Source organism: Acinetobacter sp. YK3 (genome assembly GCF_001729365.1).
Classification (GTDB): Bacteria; Pseudomonadota; Gammaproteobacteria; order Pseudomonadales; family Moraxellaceae; genus Acinetobacter; species Acinetobacter vivianii.
The window spans coordinates 1-17,813 of record NZ_LZPJ01000076.1; the positions used below are offsets into that span (position 1 = coordinate 1).

The 17,813-nt window shown below is 40.4% G+C and carries 16 protein-coding genes and 1 pseudogene; 12 read left to right on the forward strand and 5 right to left on the reverse strand.

What is annotated here, in order from left to right; translation table 11 throughout:
* The first annotated feature begins 217 nt into the window (after window positions 1-217).
* From A9Z07_RS07100 to A9Z07_RS07110, 3 genes are all read left to right on the forward strand, one after another.
* Window positions 218-403 carry a hypothetical protein gene (locus A9Z07_RS07100; RefSeq protein WP_004771557.1) on the forward strand — a complete coding sequence of 62 codons (186 nt, stop codon included), beginning with the start codon at window positions 218-220 and terminating at the stop codon, window positions 401-403.
* Window positions 404-732: 329 nt separating this feature from the next.
* Window positions 733-2,052, forward strand: coding sequence for an NCS2 family permease (locus A9Z07_RS07105; protein WP_004771558.1), 1,320 nt, complete (start codon window positions 733-735; stop codon window positions 2,050-2,052).
* A 112-nt stretch (window positions 2,053-2,164) separates the two neighbouring features.
* Window positions 2,165-3,163, forward strand: coding sequence for an adenosine deaminase (locus A9Z07_RS07110; protein WP_069577782.1), 999 nt, complete (start codon window positions 2,165-2,167; stop codon window positions 3,161-3,163).
* 45 nt (window positions 3,164-3,208) lie between these two features.
* On the opposite strand, the gene A9Z07_RS07115 is transcribed toward A9Z07_RS07110, so the two are convergent.
* Window positions 3,209-3,766, reverse strand: coding sequence for a cytochrome b (locus tag A9Z07_RS07115; protein ID WP_004771560.1), 558 nt, complete (start codon window positions 3,764-3,766; stop codon window positions 3,209-3,211).
* Window positions 3,767-3,992: 226 nt separating this feature from the next.
* On the opposite strand from A9Z07_RS07115, the gene A9Z07_RS07120 reads away from it, so the two are divergent.
* Together A9Z07_RS07120 and rnhB are read left to right on the forward strand one after the other, a co-directional pair.
* Window positions 3,993-4,376, forward strand: coding sequence for a hypothetical protein (locus A9Z07_RS07120; protein ID WP_004771561.1), 384 nt, complete (start codon window positions 3,993-3,995; stop codon window positions 4,374-4,376).
* A 36-nt stretch (window positions 4,377-4,412) separates the two neighbouring features.
* Window positions 4,413-4,985 (forward strand): annotated as a pseudogene (gene rnhB, locus A9Z07_RS07125) (ribonuclease HII); the annotation flags it as partial.
* A 56-nt stretch (window positions 4,986-5,041) separates the two neighbouring features.
* On the opposite strand, the gene csrA reads toward rnhB, so the two are convergent.
* The 3 genes from csrA to alaS form a co-directional block, all read right to left on the reverse strand.
* On the reverse strand, window positions 5,042-5,305 hold the full coding sequence (csrA, locus tag A9Z07_RS07130; protein ID WP_004771563.1) for a carbon storage regulator CsrA: 264 nt from the start codon (window positions 5,303-5,305) through the stop codon (window positions 5,042-5,044).
* Window positions 5,306-5,542: 237 nt separating this feature from the next.
* Window positions 5,543-6,823 carry an aspartate kinase gene (locus A9Z07_RS07135; RefSeq protein ID WP_004771564.1) on the reverse strand — a complete coding sequence of 427 codons (1,281 nt, stop codon included), beginning with the start codon at window positions 6,821-6,823 and terminating at the stop codon, window positions 5,543-5,545.
* A gap of 66 nt (window positions 6,824-6,889) precedes the next feature.
* A complete protein-coding gene (gene alaS, locus A9Z07_RS07140) occupies window positions 6,890-9,580 on the reverse strand; it encodes an alanine--tRNA ligase (RefSeq protein WP_171258955.1) in 2,691 nt (896 codons plus the stop codon).
* A gap of 257 nt (window positions 9,581-9,837) precedes the next feature.
* Between alaS and A9Z07_RS07145 the strand changes: the two genes are divergently transcribed.
* The 6 genes from A9Z07_RS07145 to A9Z07_RS07170 all read left to right on the forward strand — a co-directional run bounded on the left by A9Z07_RS07145 (window position 9,838) and on the right by A9Z07_RS07170 (window position 15,503).
* Window positions 9,838-10,866 carry a type I glyceraldehyde-3-phosphate dehydrogenase gene (locus tag A9Z07_RS07145; protein ID WP_069577784.1) on the forward strand — a complete coding sequence of 343 codons (1,029 nt, stop codon included), beginning with the start codon at window positions 9,838-9,840 and terminating at the stop codon, window positions 10,864-10,866.
* 37 nt (window positions 10,867-10,903) lie between these two features.
* The gene (locus A9Z07_RS07150) at window positions 10,904-11,221 is read left to right on the forward strand and encodes a hypothetical protein (RefSeq protein WP_069577785.1); all 318 of its coding nucleotides are present in this window, start codon (window positions 10,904-10,906) and stop codon (window positions 11,219-11,221) included.
* Window positions 11,222-11,290: 69 nt separating this feature from the next.
* Entirely contained in the window at window positions 11,291-12,385 is a 1,095-nt protein-coding gene (locus tag A9Z07_RS07155; protein WP_069577786.1) for a hypothetical protein, read from the forward strand.
* 177 nt (window positions 12,386-12,562) lie between these two features.
* The gene (locus tag A9Z07_RS07160) at window positions 12,563-13,729 is read left to right on the forward strand and encodes an ATP phosphoribosyltransferase regulatory subunit (protein ID WP_004771570.1); all 1,167 of its coding nucleotides are present in this window, start codon (window positions 12,563-12,565) and stop codon (window positions 13,727-13,729) included.
* Window positions 13,730-13,787: 58 nt separating this feature from the next.
* Window positions 13,788-15,107, forward strand: coding sequence for an adenylosuccinate synthase (locus tag A9Z07_RS07165; RefSeq protein ID WP_069577787.1), 1,320 nt, complete (start codon window positions 13,788-13,790; stop codon window positions 15,105-15,107).
* Between the two features lie 78 nt (window positions 15,108-15,185).
* Window positions 15,186-15,503, forward strand: coding sequence for a putative quinol monooxygenase (locus tag A9Z07_RS07170; RefSeq protein ID WP_069577788.1), 318 nt, complete (start codon window positions 15,186-15,188; stop codon window positions 15,501-15,503).
* A 328-nt stretch (window positions 15,504-15,831) separates the two neighbouring features.
* Here the strand turns inward: A9Z07_RS07170 and A9Z07_RS17950 are convergent, their stop codons facing one another.
* Window positions 15,832-16,842, reverse strand: a complete 1,011-nt coding sequence (locus A9Z07_RS17950) for a helix-turn-helix transcriptional regulator (protein ID WP_069577789.1) — start codon at window positions 16,840-16,842, stop codon at window positions 15,832-15,834.
* A 202-nt stretch (window positions 16,843-17,044) separates the two neighbouring features.
* Between A9Z07_RS17950 and A9Z07_RS07180 the strand changes: the two genes are divergently transcribed.
* Window positions 17,045-17,779: a proteasome-type protease gene (locus A9Z07_RS07180; RefSeq protein ID WP_047432498.1), complete on the forward strand. Its 735-nt coding sequence runs from the start codon at window positions 17,045-17,047 to the stop codon at window positions 17,777-17,779.
* Window positions 17,780-17,813: the final 34 nt, after the last annotated feature.

The window sequence follows — 17,813 nt, forward strand, 5'->3', positions numbered from 1 at the left end:
TAATTTATATCTATCTTATAGAATTATATAAAATGCCATTGCTTAAAATACGGTAATATTCTAATATTTAATTGTATGAAAAATAAGCAATAAAACCTTAAGAATAACTGTATAATTGTGATGTAGTTCTCATTTTTGGTTTTATTATGCTTATTTTTACTCTGTTTAATACTTTTTTGCTAGTATTAAAGAAAACATTAAAATAGAGATAATAATAATGAAGATTACACTGACTTTGCTTGTGAGTTTTGCCATCGTCGTTTTAGGTTATGTGGCCTATACCGACGCGCAGATGAAAAAGCGCCAAGAGCTCATGAAAATTGTCCAAGATGCAGAACATAGCCTTGATAATATTCAGCAAGACCCTCGTAGCCATTTATCCTCGTATAAACGCAGTAATTAGAAGTGTACCGCTTCACACAGGGTAGATGACTCAATTGTTTACTTGAGATTGTCGATTAAGTGGTCTTTTTTTACTTTGCGATGCGCAAGTTTTAAATAGAATCTGTTAAAATATTTACCACTAAATAAAAAGCTGCATGAAGATATGCGGCTTTTTACGTTTTGATAGCGAAATTAAATTTATACATGTTGTCTATGTAACAAGTACCAAGCTGGCATATAGATTGCTTTCTAGCTTCGAGTACTCTTTTGTGCAAATTCAAAAAAGATTGTCGCACAAGAGTATAGATTTCACGTCCTACGATCTTAGATTTTAACAGGTGCTATGTTATGACAACGCCTAATGCTTCAGCTGGTTTGTTAGAACGCTTATTTAAATTAAGCGATAACAAAACTAACTTTAGAACAGAAGTTTTGGCAGGTGTAACCACATTCTTAACCATGTGTTACATCATTATTGTAAATCCGCTCATTCTTTCTGAAACAGGAATGGATCACGGAGCGGTGTTTGTTGCGACCTGTCTGGCTGCTGCAATCGGCTGTTTAGTCATGGGGATTATTGCGAATTATCCAATCGCATTAGCACCTGGTATGGGCTTAAATGCTTATTTTACCTATTCTGTCTGCTTAGGCATGGGTGTGCCTTGGCAAACTGCCTTGGCTGCTGTTTTTGTTTCAGGGATTATTTTCCTTGCAATCAGCTTCTTCAAAATCCGTGAAGCAATTGTCAATGCGATTCCAATGTCACTTAAATTTGCCATTGGTGGTGGTATTGGTTTGTTCCTAGCTTTGGTTGCTTTAAAGAACTCAGGCATTATTGTTGCAAATCAGGCAACTTTAGTTGGGCTGGGAGATATTAAACAGCCGACGGTATTGCTTGCATTATTTGGCTTCCTGTTGATCGTATTGTTACATCAATTCAAAGTGCGTGGCGCAATCATTATCAGTATCTTGGCTGTGACTGCTATTGCGACATTGCTGGGCTTAAATGAATTTAAGGGCGTAGTCGGTGAGATTCCTTCGATTGCGCCGACATTCATGCAAATGGACTTTGAAGGTCTGTTTACAGCCAGTATGGTGGGCGTGATTTTTGTTTTCTTTATTGTCGATTTATTTGACAGTACAGGGACGTTGGTTGGTGTGTCGCATCGTGCAGGTTTATTGCAGGATGGTAAATTGCCGCGTTTGAAAAAAGCATTATTTGCTGACTCAACTGCGATCGTTGCTGGCGCTGCTTTAGGTACATCATCAACAACTCCTTATATTGAGTCTGCATCAGGTGTGGCAGCGGGTGGTCGTACAGGCTTGACCGCTGTTGTTGTGGCATTCTTATTTGTGGGCTGTTTATTCTTGGCGCCATTGGCTCAATCTGTACCAGGTTTTGCAACTGCACCTGCATTGTTGTTCATTGGTGTGTTGATGATCCAGGGGATCACCAATATCGACTGGGATGATATTACTGAAGCCGTTCCTGCATTTTTAACGATTGTATTTATGCCATTTGCGTATTCAATTGCTGATGGTATTGCAATGGGCTTTATTAGCTATGCACTGGTTAAATTATTCACAGGTAAGGCGAAAACTGTACCATATATGGTCTGGATCATTGCTGCGCTTTGGGTGTTTAAGTTCGCGGCATTTGGCGGTTAATCCAAGATTTATTATTTTTAAATAATTCTTTGTTTGAATGGTTGTTCAGGCAAAGAACCCGAAAAGGGTGTCCATTTGGTAACACCCTTTTTTCTTTAGACGTGGAGTTAATATGAATCAAATCGAGCTGATTCGTGCTTTACCCAAAGCCGAATTGCATGTGCATATTGAAGGGACTTTTGAACCGGAACTGATGTTTGCTATTGCACAGCGTAATCAGATTCAGATTCCTTATCAATCTGTTGAAGAAGTGAAGCAGGCGTACAACTTTCATAATCTTCAATCTTTTCTCGATATTTATTATGCAGGCGCGAATGTGCTTGTGCATGAGCAGGATTTTTATGACCTTGCTTGGGCATATTTTGAAAAATGTGCTGAAGATCGTGTTGTTCACACCGAAATGTTCTTTGATCCACAAACGCATACAGAGCGTGGGGTGGCGTTTGCAACGGTATTGGCTGGTCTTAAACGTGCCTGTAAAGATGCACAAGAGAAGTTGGGTATTAGTTCCCAATTGATCATGTGCTTCCTGCGCCATTTGAGCGAAGAAAAAGCCTTTGAAACGCTTGAACAGGCATTGCCTTTCAAAGATGACATTATTGCGATTGGTCTAGACTCAAGTGAAGTAGGGCATCCTCCTTCGAAATTTGAGCGTGTATTTGCTAAAGCCCGTGACGCAGGTTTCTTAATCGTTGCACATGCAGGTGAAGAAGGTCCACCAGAATACATCTGGGAAGCGCTGGATTTGCTTAAAGTCAATCGTATTGACCATGGTGTGCGTTCTGAAGAAGATGAGCGTCTGATGGCGCGTCTGATTGCAGAAAAGATGCCTTTGACGGTTTGTCCTTTGAGTAATTTAAAGCTTTGTGTCGTAAAAGACATGGGTGAGCATAATATTCGCCGTTTGTTGCAAAAAGGCGTTCATGTGACGGTGAACTCGGATGATCCTTCATACTTCGGTGGCTATATGAATGATAACTTTGTTGCCATTCATCAGGCGCTGGATCTGAGCAATGAAGAATTAAAGCAACTTGCGATTAACTCTTTTGAGGCTTCATTTATTTCTGATGAAGAAAAGCAAAAGTGGATTACTGAAGTTAATCAGCTTTAAAAAATAAAAAAACCGCGTAAAGCGGTTTTTTTATATCTGAATGTTCTACTTTTTTGGCTGGCGTAACATGCTGAGTAAGACATTATCTTTATCAACAACATGATGTTTAATCGCAGCCAAGATATGTCCCGCAACCAGTAAACCTGCAAACCAAGAAAGATAAATGTGCAATGGTTTAACAATCGCCAGTAGGTCAGGATTATCTTGAACTAAACGTGGAATTTCGAATAAATATAAAACGGGTGCAGGATGCCCAGCACTCCAGCTAAATAAACAGCCTGTTATAGGTAAAGCTAATAACATTAGATACAGGAAAAAATGTCCGACATGAGCCAGTGTTTTCATCATCGGTGACATGGTATCTGGCAGTTGCGGAACAGGGTGGGTGTAGCGCCAAAAAATTCGGATTATCACTAAGAAAATAATGGTCGTGGCAATATTCTTATGAAGTGTGATGACATTACCTTTAAAGCTACCATCAACGTCATAGCTAAGAAAGTTACCACTGTAAAAGCCAATCAACCAGGCAGTGATAAAAATTGCAGCCATGAGCCAATGAATAACTTGTGCCGTACGCGTGTAGTATTGTGCTGAGGTTGGCATTGCAACATCCTGGCATTGTTGTAGATGGGATTTTTTTAATTTTAATTAGGCTTGGTTCTTTCTCATACAATGGAAATGTAACGGAGCGTTTTATGCTTAGAACGGTCATCAAGATATTGTTAAGTTATAATTGTTATATTATGTAAAGATTGCATTGAGTCATATCATAAAACTTGCTGTTTAGGCACAATACGCCTGCCAAAAATTTAGATACAGGTAAGAAATCATGAAAAAGTTGGTACTTATTGTTGCCCCTGTTGTTTTAGCCCTAACAGGATGTGTAACACCAGATGGCAGCAACTCGGCTGGCGCGACTTCTCAACAATTGGGTATGGCGGCATTAAAAGTTGCGGTAAATGCAAAATGTATTAATGAGATTAATACATTACCAGCATGGAAAACAGCAACACGCGTAATGACTGCTGAACAACGTGAAAATATCCAGACTGAAGTTTGTGGTTGTGTTAGCGAAAAAGCGCCAAACAGCGTAACAGCAGTTGAATTAGCGACAGCTGCCATTGATCCTACTGCTCGTGCAACAATTGTGACTCAAGTGGTTTCACAAACTGTAAATGCATGTGTGGCGGAAACGTTTAAAAAAGCAGGTTAATAAGATCAGGCTGAGTCATCAGCCTATTTTGAGAGAAGTAGTATGACAATTGCGGGTGTAGATGAAGCGGGACGTGGGCCACTTGTAGGTTCTGTTGTTGCCGCTGCCGTCATTTTAGATCCAGATAATCCGATTGAAGGTTTAAATGATTCTAAAAAGCTAACAGAAAAGAAGCGCGAAAAATTATTCTTGGAAATTCAGGAAAAGGCTTTGGCATGGTCAATTGCTGAAGCGACCCATGCTGAAATTGATGAGTTTAATATTTTACAGGCAACTTTTCTGGCAATGCGTCGTGCGGTCGAAAACTTGCATACTCAGCCTTTAAAGGTGATTGTGGACGGTAATCAGATTCCAAAAGGAATTACGATTGCATGTGAAGCAATTGTAGGGGGAGATGCGAGTCATGCTGAGATCAGTGCAGCAAGTATTCTGGCAAAGGTCACACGTGATCGCCAGATGCAGGTGCTTGATCAGCAATATCCTGAATATGGCTTTGCCAAACATAAAGGATATCCAACCAAGGCTCATTTTGAAGCGATTGCGGCCCATGGTGTGATTGATGAACACCGCCGCAGTTATGGACCGGTTAAAAAAGCACTAGGTCTATAAACAATTAAAGCGACTATAAATAGTCGCTTTAATTGTTCAGAAAAGAATTCTGCACATTAACGGTTGAAGTTATTATGACGAGGGAACTCGTTATTATCTTCTTCATAAGAATGTTGATAATCTTGATCAAGATGTTGCAGATGCTCATGCATGGCACGTTCATGTTGGATACGTTGGTAAATTTCCTCACGATGCACAGAAACTTCTTTTGGAGCATTTACACCAATACGCACCTGATTGCCTTTTACGCCAAGCACAGTAACACTGACTTGATCCCCAATCATTAATGTTTCTCCGACACGACGGGTCAGAATCAGCATGTTTATCTCCTTGCTAAACGCTTAAACTTGCGACAGGGAATTCATTGTTCGAAAGCACAGCCTAATATACAGAAAATTCTAACAGAAATATGTAAAAAACATTCTTTTTCGTAAGTTCTGTGAGAATCTTCTTAAAAACCTCAAGGCTAATATAACAGAGCCACTATAAAAAAAACTATAGTGGCTCTGTTTTTTTTCTTATTTACTCACAAGTAAATATGTTTAAGCAGCTATTAATTAAGCACGAGCACTGCTTTCGCCGTGTTCACGGTCTAGGCCAAAAGCTGTATGTAAACAACGAACTGCCAACTCAAGGTAGTTTTCTTCAATGATGACAGAAACCTTAATTTCTGATGTAGAAATCATGAGAATATTAATGCTTTCTTCAGCCAATGCAGTGAACATTTTGCTCGCTACACCTGCGTGAGAGCGCATGCCAACACCCACGATTGATACTTTTACGATGTCATCACGCGTTACAACTTCACAACCTTCAATGCTGTTTGCCGTTTGGTCTAAAATCGCTTTCGCTTTTGCCAAGTCATTGCGGTTTACAGTGAAAGTGAAATCAGTTGTACCATCTTCTTCAACATTCTGGATAATCATATCCACTTCAATGTTCGCATTACTGATTGGCGACAAGATTTTAGATGCAATACCTGGCTCATCAGGAACACCCAAAATTGTTAATTTTGCTTCGTCACGGTTAAATGCAATACCTGCAATGATTGGTTGTTCCATATCGTCTTCTGCCTCAGTCGTAATTAGTGTGCCTACGTTTTGTTTGAAATCTTCATCAAATGCGCCATCATTTTCATTATCAAAGCTTGATAATACGCGTAATGGAACTTGATATTTGCCTGCGAATTCAACAGAGCGAATTTGTAAAACTTTTGAACCTAAAGATGCCATTTCAAGCATTTCTTCAAAAGAGATACGGTCGACTTTTTTCGCTTTAGGCGCTACACGTGGGTCAGTGGTATAAACACCATCCACATCGGTATAGATTTGGCATTCATCTGCTTTTAGTGCGGCTGCAAGCGCAACACCAGAAGTATCAGAACCACCGCGACCTAGCGTTGTGATATTGCCATTGGCATCATAACCCTGGAAGCCAGCAACAACGATTACACGACCTGCATCTAAATCAGCCGTCATCACATCAGTATCAATTGACTCAATACGTGCTTTGGTAAACGCGCTGTCTGTTTTGATACCAACCTGACGACCTGTATATGATTTAGCTTCTACACCAATTGAATTAAGTGCCATAGCTAACATGGAAATCGTTACTTGTTCACCCGTTGACACCATTTGATCTAATTCACGTGGGTCAGGGGTGCTGGTAATGGCTTTGGCAAGCGCAAGTAAGCGGTTGGTTTCACCACTCATTGCAGATACAACCACGACCACCTTGTGACCGTGATCATGCCAGCGCTTGACACGACGAGCAACATTTAAAATGCGCTCAGGAGTACCCATAGAGGTACCGCCATATTTTTGAACGATTAATGCCATAGTTGTTCCATATAAGCCATGACCCTGAGAGGCATCAGGGTCAGTTACACAAAAGTGAAGTTTTGTTTATTGCTCAAGCCAAGCAGGTAATGCTGCGATGACTTGATCAAACTTCTCGTTAAGTGGCGCGCCACCTTGTGCTAAGTCAGGTTTACCACCACCTTTACCACCCAGCTCTTGAGCCAAGTGTTTGATGATGTCACCTGCTTTTAGAGTTGCAGCATATTGTTTAGCGACAGAGGCGATTAAACTCACTTTATCGCCATCAACACCAGCTAAAATAATGACTGCATCTTCCAATTTTGATTTTACGCTGTCATGTAGATTGCGTAACGATTTGGCATCCAAACCTTGTACAGCTGTAATTAACGTTTGACGACCAGCAATTTCTTTCACTTGATCAAGTAAGTCAGCAGCCTGGAAGCTTGCTAATTTCTGATTCAATTGTTCGATTTGCTTTTGTAAGCTAGAAGCGGTTTCGACAATCGCTTCAACTTTCTCTACAGTTTGGTCTTTTTGCGCTTTCAACAAGCCATTGATCGTCTGGATATCAGTTTCAGATTTTTGAACCACTTCAAGTGCTTTAGTGCCAGTCACGGCTTCAATACGACGAACGCCTGCAGCTACGCCACCTTCAGAAGTGATTTTGAATAAGCCAATATCACCTGTGCGCTTAACGTGAATACCGCCACAAAGTTCGATCGAGAAGTTTTTCTCTTCAATGACTGAACCCATCGACAATACACGAACTTCTTCACCATACTTTTCACCGAACAGCATCATTGCGCCTTTGGCTTTTGCTGTGTCGATATCAAGCAGTTCAGTAGTTACTGCAGTATTTGCAATCACTTCAGCATTGACTAAACGTTCAATCTGTTGCAATTGTTCAAATGAAACAGGTTGGTCATTGGCAAAGTCAAAACGTAAAACGTCACTTGCAACCAAAGAACCTTTTTGTTGAACATGCTCACCAAGAATCTGGCGTAAAGCTGCATGTAAGAGGTGAGTCGCTGAGTGGTTACGCGCTGTTGCAGCACGGATATCTGCTTTAACAGTCGCTTCAACATTTTGAGCTGCTTTTAGGCTACCCATGGTCACGATACCTTGATGGACAAAAGCACCACCAGATTTTTTAGTATCTTGTACTTCGAAGATACCTGTATCGTTTTTGAAGATACCAGTGTCACCAATCTGACCACCGCTTTCTGCATAGAAAGGGGTTTGGTTTAGAACGATAAGTGCTTCATCACCTTCGTTGATTTCATCAACCTGAACGCCATCTTTGTAAATCGCAACAATTTGACCTTGGCCTTGAGTTGCATCGTAGCCATCAAATTGAGTTTCGCCTTCAACTTTTACAATGCTGTTATAGTCAACTGCGAATTTACCTGCATCACGTGCGCGTTGACGCTGTGCAGCCATTTCAACTTCGAAACCAGCTTCATCAATCGTAAGATCACGCTCACGTGCGATATCCGCAGTTAAATCTGTTGGGAAACCATAAGTATCATAAAGTTTAAATACAGTTTCACCAGGAATCACATTGCCTTTCAGTTGAGCCAATTCACCTTCAAGTAATTTCAGGCCTTGCTCAAGTGTTTTCGCAAATTGCTCTTCTTCTTTAAGAAGCTGTGCTTCGATACGTGCTTGCTGTGCAGCAAGTTCTGGATAAGCATCGCCCATCACTTCGATCAGTGGTTGCAACATCTTGTAGAAGAATGAACCAGTCGCACCAAGCTTGTTACCATGACGTACTGCACGACGAATGATACGACGCAATACATAACCACGACCTTCATTTGAAGGATTAACACCGTCAGCAATCAGGAATGAGCATGAACGTGCATGATCAGCAATCACTTTTAAAGAAGCAGGGTATTCAACTGGTTTATTTTGAGCTTTCGCTTCAGCTTCAATTGCAGTGGTATCTAAACCAATGATTTCAGCTGCTGCTTTTAATAAGTGTTGGAACAGGTCAATTTCATAGTTTGAATTAACGTGTTGCAATACCGCAGAAATACGCTCCAAGCCCATACCTGTATCTACAGATGGTGCTGGAAGAGGGTGCATTACACCATCCGCAGTACGGTTGAACTGCATGAAAACGTTGTTCCAGATTTCGATGAAACGATCGCCATCTTCTTCAGGTGAACCCGGTAAGCCACCCCAGATATGATCGCCATGATCATAGAAGATTTCAGAACAAGGACCACATGGGCCTGTATCACCCATTGCCCAGAAGTTGTCTGATGCGTATTGTCCGCCTTTATTGTCACCAATACGGATAATACGATCTGCGTCTAGACCGATTTCTTTATTCCAGATATCAAACGCTTCATCATCAGTGTGATAAACCGTGACATATAAACGATCTTTCGGTAAACCTAACCATTGCTCACTGGTCAAGAATTCCCACGCAAATTTAAGCGCGTTTTGTTTGAAATAATCACCGAAAGAGAAGTTACCTAACATTTCAAAGAAGGTATGGTGACGCGCGGTATAGCCTACGTTGTCGAGGTCATTGTGTTTACCGCCAGCGCGGACACACTTTTGTGATGAAACGGCACGTACATAATCGCGCTTTTCTAGACCTAAGAAACAATCTTTAAACTGGTTCATACCAGCATTGGTAAACAGCAAAGTTGGGTCGTTGGCGGGAACGAGAGAACTCGAAGCGACACGTGTATGCCCTTGCGATTCGAAATAACGCAAAAATGCTTCACGGATTTCAGCTGATGTCATAAAGCGAGTACTCACAACCAAGACACTCCATAATTTTGAATTTGGCTATATGCAATAAGGTACGTTGTTTTTAACGTTTTACAATCGAACCCATTGCGTGGCATAGATTTTAAAAGTGCTAAATTATAACGGAAAATACCCGCCTCACCAACGATTTTACAAGCAATATCATATAAAACTGTGTTTAAGCTAAAAATCTATATTCAATAGGGCAACTGATGTTTTACCATATAGCACAGAAAAGATGATGTTTTTATGAATAAGGACGCTACATGCAACGTATCGCTATCAATGGATTTGGTCGAATTGGTCGGAATGTATTACGTGCATGGTTTGAAAGTCCTAAACAGTTTCAATTTGAAATCGTTGCGATTAATGATGTGGCTGATGTCCAGACGCTGGTACATTTATTTAAGTACGATACTACGCATGGTCGCTTTGTTGGGCAAGTTGAAATTCTGATTGAAAATGAATGTATTTTTTTGAACATTGAGTCCAATCAACGCCAATTAAAACTACAAGTTCTGAAACAAGAGCAACCCGAATTACTGCCTTGGGCGGATTTAAATATTGATGTAGTACTGGAATGTACAGGTCTATTCCGTTCACGTGCCGATGCAACCCGCCATGTCGAAGCAGGTGCGAAGCGAGTCATTATTGGTGCTGCGCCTTTTGACTCAGTTGATGCTGCGATTGTCTATGGTGTGAACCATAATGACGTCAAAGCAAGCGATCAGATTATTTCCAGCGTGTCGTGTACCACTCAAGCTTTAGTTCCGCTGGTTAAAATCATTGATGATGCCTTTGGTATTGATACGGCATTAATGACTGAAATCCATGCAGTCACAGCCGATCAATCAGTATTGGATCATGCGCATCGGGATTTACGTCGTGCGCGTGCCTCTGGGCAAAATATTATTCCAACCACATCGAGTGCTTTAGGCGCGTTAAAACAGGTCATGCCAAAAATGGAAGACCGTATTGATGGTTATTCAATTCGTGTACCGACCATTAATGTCGCAGCGATTGATTTAACTTTTGTTTCGCACTCACCCATTACCGTGCATAAAGTTAACGAAGTCCTCACTAAGGCGGCTCAGTTTGATTATGCGCAGATTATGCAAGTAACAGATGAGGATTTGGTTTCGAGTGACTTTAATCATTCACCTTATTCTTTAATTGTTGATTTAACGCAGACGATGGTGGTGGGACACCAAGCGAAAGTTTTTGCGTGGTATGATAACGAGTGGGGTTATGCAAATCGTTTACTGGATTTGTGTGAATCATTTTGTGATGAATAACATTTAAGAACAGATAATAAATAATTCGGAGCAACGGATGACATTTATATTGATTTGGGGTTTTCTGCTGCTTTTATTAGGGGCAGTGATATTTTTATTCTGGTTTCAGTTTAAAAATACCGAAGTTCAACAACCTGCTGATATTCAGATCGTACAACTTGAGGAAAAAGTAGTGCATCTGGAGTTGCATCTCAAAAAAAGTCTGGAAATCATGCAGGATATTGCCAAAAAAATGCATGTACAACAGGAAGTGCTTGATCGAACGGTGGCAAATATTGCTGCATTAGAAAAGCAGAATGTTGAATTGGTGAATGTGTTAGAAATGATGGTTAAAGGTAGTAACAAGAACCATTAAAATACATTTTGTATTATATGGTTGATTTATATAATATGATTTTTATAAAAAATAAGATGAAGTAATTTTATGAAGTGGGATTTTAAAAAGAAGAGTATTTGTATTATCGCAACGGGTCTGGTGTTATCGGCTTGTGGCGGTGGGGGCTCAGGTCATAGTGACGAATCTAAAGTTGAAGAAAAACCAACTCAGGAAGATGTGCTTTACCAAGTTTATTATCAATCTCCAAATGTTTCTTTGGAACGATATTTGGATGAATTTGAAATTACCAAGTATTCAATATTAAATAATCAGATTAATTTCAATAAGTCACATAATGAGCCTTTAGACCAGAAGATATTGACTGAAACAAAAGTGATAGAAAAAGGTACGCCACAATCAAATGTCGTTAAACGACTATCTTCTACCCAATGGCTTTATGAACGGACACCTGAACTTAAGCAGAATTTAAACTTTCAACTGGTAAAATTAGAAGGTCAAAATATTTTTGATCGCGTAATGCCGGGTTATAGAGATCATTTTGATTTAACAGCGAATCCTGATCGACTTGACCAGAATTTAATTAAATTTTATTTGACCTATAAAAACGCCGTATTTCCTAAAGGTAGTTATTGTTACCGCCTAGAACAGACCCAGTGGAATCAAGCCTATCTTGAGTCTGATTTTTCATTTTCTGATTTTTCATCTTTTAATGAACAGAAGCGGCAAATTGTCGATCTATATAATGATCTGGATGAAGATAAAAAATATTTTAGACTTTTAGATACACAGTGGCATGGCTATAACGTCATTGCATTAGAAAATTTAGAGACGCTTGAAACATACAGTAGATTAGGGAATAGCCAAAATCAAAGTACAAATAGCCAATTCATTTCAGGCCAGTTATGGGATGCTGATAAGCATTTAGCCTATGAGAAAAGTCATCCTTATCAAGGTGGAGATTCTCCAATTGATTTATGGATGAAGCAAAATCAACGTTTAAATAATGCCAAATTAGAGAACGGCTGTTTTGCATTCAATACTCAGGCTGTTGATGCAATCAAAAAATTGAATTTGATCAACTGGAAGCAAGGCGATAGTTCAGATGTTGGACAGTTCTTGGGGTTAAAAACATGGACAAGGCTTTCAAATGTAATCACTCAATCTATTGAATATAATCATTAATTTTATATTCGAGTTGAGGTGGACGGATTATAAAACTATAAAGATTTATGCAAATTCGAAGGTGCATCACATAAATCTTCGTGCTACACTACGCTGAATCGGGCATTCACCCGATTTTTTTATGTGGTTGCTTTTTGTGTGGATGCCTCCACATTGAACAGATTTTAGGTTTGGAACATGACCATTTCAGAGACATGGTTGCTCCCTGACGGGGTAGCAGATGTATTGCCCGAACAAGCGCAAGTTGTTGAAACGTTGCGTCGAGAAGCGTTAGATTTCCTCGCAGTTCGAGGTTATCAATTGGTGTATACGCCATTTATTGAATACATTGAATCGTTGTCTTTACTTTCAGAATCGAATCAAGATTTAGATTTAGTTACTTTCAAAGTAATTGACCAACTGTCTGGCCGTTTACTCGGCGTTCGTGCGGATATGACACCGCAAGTTGCACGTATCGATGCCCATGTACGCCCGGTTGAAGGTGTGGCACGTTATTGCTATGCAGGTTCAGTCTTGCATACTAAACCACAGAATTTTAATGCAACACGTGCGCCTTTACAGTTAGGTGCAGAGTTGTATGGTCATGACAGCATCGAAGCTGATGTTGAAATGGTCAATGTGATGCTGGCTTTAATTCAGCACACACATACGCTTGAAGGTGCGCATTTAGATCTGGGCCATGTCGGTTTATTCCGTAGTCTGGTGAAACATGCGGGTCTGAATAAAAACACCGAAAGTGAACTTTCTGATTTATATCAGCGTAAGGCATTACCTGAGCTTGAAGAATTTACCCAAGATTTAGCGATGGGTACGGACTTTTATGCATTAGGTCGCTATGCAAGTGATTTGGATGCATTACAAGCACATTTAAGCCAAGAAATTTTAAATGATGTTGATTTCAAGATTGCGTTTGATGCATTGAAAACAACATTAGCGCAAATCCAGTCAAGCTGGCCAAATCTGAATGTGGGTGTTGACGTGGTTGAACTACGTAGTTACCACTATCACACGGGCTTGATGTATGCCATTTATGCACCAAATCGTGCTGCGCCACTGGCTCAAGGTGGACGTTATGATGGTATTGGTGAACACTTTGGTCGTGCGCGTCCAGCAACAGGTTTCAGTTGTGACTTATATGCTTTAGGTGCAACACAGTTTGTCGAAATCGAAACTGTCGTCGCGCCAAAAGGCAATCAACAAGATTTATTGAATGCAATTGTAGATGCGCGTAGCCAAGGTTTACGTGTGGTGCAATTGTTAGGTAATGATGATTTAAGCTCAGTGCCATATGCGACCCATCAGATGGTGTCTCAAAATGGTCAGTGGGTAATTGAAAAGATTTAATTGCCAAGTATTTAAGACTTGGTTTCCAATTTTAACAGCATGATGTAATGAGGCTATTATGGGCAAAAATGTTGTGGTACTTGGTACCCAATGGGGCGACGAAGGAAAAGGTAAAATCGTCGACCTGCTCACAGATCAAGCGGCTGCGGTAGTACGCTATCAAGGCGGACACAACGCAGGTCATACTCTTGTGGTAGGTGGTAAGAAGACTGTATTGCACCTCATTCCATCAGGTATTTTACGTGAAAACGTATTGTGCTTAATCGGTAATGGTGTTGTTCTTTCTCCTGAAGCCCTAATTAAAGAAATGGCGATTCTGGAAGAAGAAGGCGTACCTGTTAAAGAACGTTTACGTATTTCTCCAAACTGTCCATTAATTTTGCCAAACCACATTGCGCTTGACCAAGCACGTGAGAAAAAACGTGGTAACGCAAAAATCGGTACGACAGGTCGTGGTATTGGTCCAGCTTACGAAGATAAAGTTGCACGTCGCGCTGTACGCGTAGCTGACTTGATCCGTGGCGGTGCATTGCTTGAAGAAAAACTTCAGGAAATGCTTGAACTTCATAACTTCCAGCTTTCTCAATTCTATGGCGTTGAAGAAGTTAAGTTTGAAGATGTACTTGCGCTTTGCAACCAATGGCGTGAAGTGCTTGAACCGTTAGTGATTGACGTGACTAAAGTGTTACATGATTACCGTAAAGAAGGTAAGGCAATCATGTTTGAAGGTGCACAAGGTTCATTACTTGACATCGATCATGGTACATATCCATACGTAACTAGCTCGAATACCACTGCTGGTGGTGTAAGCTCTGGTTCAGGTATGGGCCCACTTCATTTAGACTATGTATTGGGTATTACCAAAGCATACACAACACGCGTTGGTGCTGGTCCATTCCCAACTGAATTGCACTATGATGCTGCAACCGATACAGGTGATGCGATTGGTCGTCATTTAGGTACTGTAGGTCATGAATTTGGTGCGTCTACTGGCCGTCAACGTCGTTGTGGTTGGTTCGATGCAGAAATTCTACGTCGTTCAGTTGAAGTAAACTCATTGTCTGGTATTTGCTTGACTAAACTTGATGTATTAGATGGTTTAGAAGAAGTGAAAATCTGTGTGGGTTATGAAGATGTAGATTCAGGCTGTGCAGGTTCTTCTGATGCGATTTCATTCGAAAGCTTGAAGCCGATTTATGAAACAATGCCAGGTTGGAGCGAGTCTACTGTAGGTTTGACTCAAATCGATCAACTTCCTGCAAATGCATTGGCTTATGTACGCCGCATTGAAACGTTAATTGGTTGCCCAATTGATATCGTTTCAACAGGTCCTGACCGTGCAGAAACAATCGTATTACGTCATCCATTTTCAGCATAAGCTGAGTTGGTGACAAAAAAGCTCTCATGAATTTGAGAGCTTTTTTTATGGAAAAATTTCAGAAGAATAAGAGCCAATATGACTTTAAAACTAATTGCAGAAGACTTTATCCAACCCGAACACACTGATGCAGTTTTACCGCTGTATCAAGAGCTTGTCGAAAAGACCAGAACGGAAGCAGGATGTATCGCTTACGACCTTTACCATGACCATAAGCAAAAAGGGCATTTTGTTTTTATTGAGGAATGGGTCGATCGGGCAGCACTGGATTTACATGTACAGTCTGAGCATTTTCAGCGCTTAGTGCCTCAAATTGATCAATATCAAACACAAATTGGGTGTTTTACGCATTTACATCGTTTTGAGACCTTGTTTGAGCATCAAGATGATCAATAATATGTCTTTGGTCTAGAAAATTGTGATAGCAAAAAATCAGCTTTGGATTCCAGACTTTGTTATTTCACAGCCTCAAAAATCCTCGTTATATTAGCTTTACGTTCAAACAAAGAGGGTTTTAACTATGACGAAAAAGAGAATCCGCTACAACGGCTATGAATTGGCGTGCCGATGTTGTTTTGCATCACAGCGCTAAAAAAGGTGCAAACCAATTTTGATCAAGGCGGGGAGAGAGGTTGGTTTGACATTTAAAACAAGAATAATAAAAAACTGATGATTGAATAATAAAAATTATAAAAAGTCTAAGAGAACCGAAAGGTTCTCTTTTTTATTGCTCACTCTCTTCAATTTCTTTCACTGCGTTATAAACAGCGGCAGGTTCAATATTTAGAATCTTTTTACCAAAACTTCTGAGCCACCAGACCAGTTGTGAGGTAAAGGGAACTGTTGCAGAAACTTCAACAATATTCTCTTCCAACGGCTGAATGACTTGATCCTTGCTGAGCTGACTTTCATAAAAACTTCGTGCTGTACTTTCGCTCATCGTCAGTTTTAACTGAATTTGTTCAGTTGGCTTGTTATAGTCCACACGGAAACCGAGAGCGCCCGATTCAATATAATTATCAATATCAAAATTCACAGGATGTAATGCGCGATTATCTAGTACGGTCGCAGATTTAAAACGATGTAAGGCAAAGGTCTGAACCTCAGTTTTATCGTTACGGGTACAGATCAAGTAAATCACTGCACCTTTTTGTACCAATGCCAATGGGTTCAGGATATAGGTTTTATCTTCACCTTGATGAGTTCTGGCACGGTAAATACATTCAATCTGTTTATCTTGTAATAAACCTTCATAAATCGCTTGCTGAGCATGCTTGTCTACTACTGGTGGGATGAGTGGCTGGGTCGCAGGTACGATTCGAACGCGGTTAATCCATTGTCTCACGTTGTTTTGGGTAGAAAGGCTACGTTTGGCAAGATCAAACCAAGGGGTCATTTCTTCTAATAAGCTGGGTGGAAGCAAGTGACGTAAATGCTCTTCAACCATCATGAACGTTACCGCTTGCGAACTGGTCATGTGTGGCAAGCTTTGAATAGGTGCGTCAGAACGCCAGCGCCACCCTTGAGGGACGGTTTTATTACTTTCAATAGGGAAACGCTGCGCAATCTGATTTAAATCGCGCTGAATCGTTCTCAAGCTAATATCAATGCCTTCACGTTCTAAAATTTCTTGTAATTCTCGGGTACCCATCCATTTCCCTGTAGAAAGACGGGATAAAATTTGCCACTGGCGATAAAGGCTATTTGAAGTTTCTTTTTCTTGTACGGATGACATAAGCGTAATACGTAATTCAATGGTCTAAAGCACACACAATAAAAAAACTATACCTAATTAGCAAGTCCATCCTATCCAGATTACGTATTTACGACTGAAATGAGCACGCTTTTGCTTAAATATTTTAAATAAGAGTAAAAAATGTTCATTTAAAAGGTGTCTACGGTTCAGGTTTTGACTTGTCAAATGTAGAGAGAAAAAGATGACGTATTGTTGTGCTTTAAGATTAGAACAGGGTCTGGTACTGATTAGTGATACCCGTACTAATGCTGGGGTTGATCATATTTCTGTGTTTCGGAAATTGCACACTTTTGGGGTCGAAGGCGAGCGCTTTATAGCCTTGCAAACCTCAGGCAATTTAGCGACAACCCAAGCGGTGATTGGACATTTGCAAAATGCGCTGGTGTTACGACAGGAACCTAATCTGAATACAGTCAATACTATGTTTGAGGTGGCCGAACTGATTGGTAAAACCTTACGCAAGGTACTTGGAGATATCACTGCAGATCCACATGAACAGATAAATTATTCTTGCAGTATCTTGGTGGCAGGCCAAATTCAGGGCGACAAAATGCAGCTGTATAATGTCTATCCGCAGGGTAATTTTATTTGCGCAACCACGGATACGCCCTATTTCCAGATTGGTGAAAGTAAATACGGAAAACCGATTCTGGATCGCGCTTTGTATTACAAAATGCCTTTAGATGATGCATTGCGTTGTGCGCTTATTTCCTTTGACTCGACATTACGTTCAAATGTATCTGTAGGTTTACCATTGGATGCGCTGGTTTATCATAAAGATAGCTTCAAGATCCCCACGGGCAAGCGGATTAGTGAAAATGATCCTTACTTTACCCAGATTAGTAAGCAATGGTCGGAGACATTACGCCGTGGTTTACAAGAGTTACCAAAGCCGACAGCAGATTATGATCTTTAATTAGGTATAAATAAAAAATCCAGACATTGGTCTG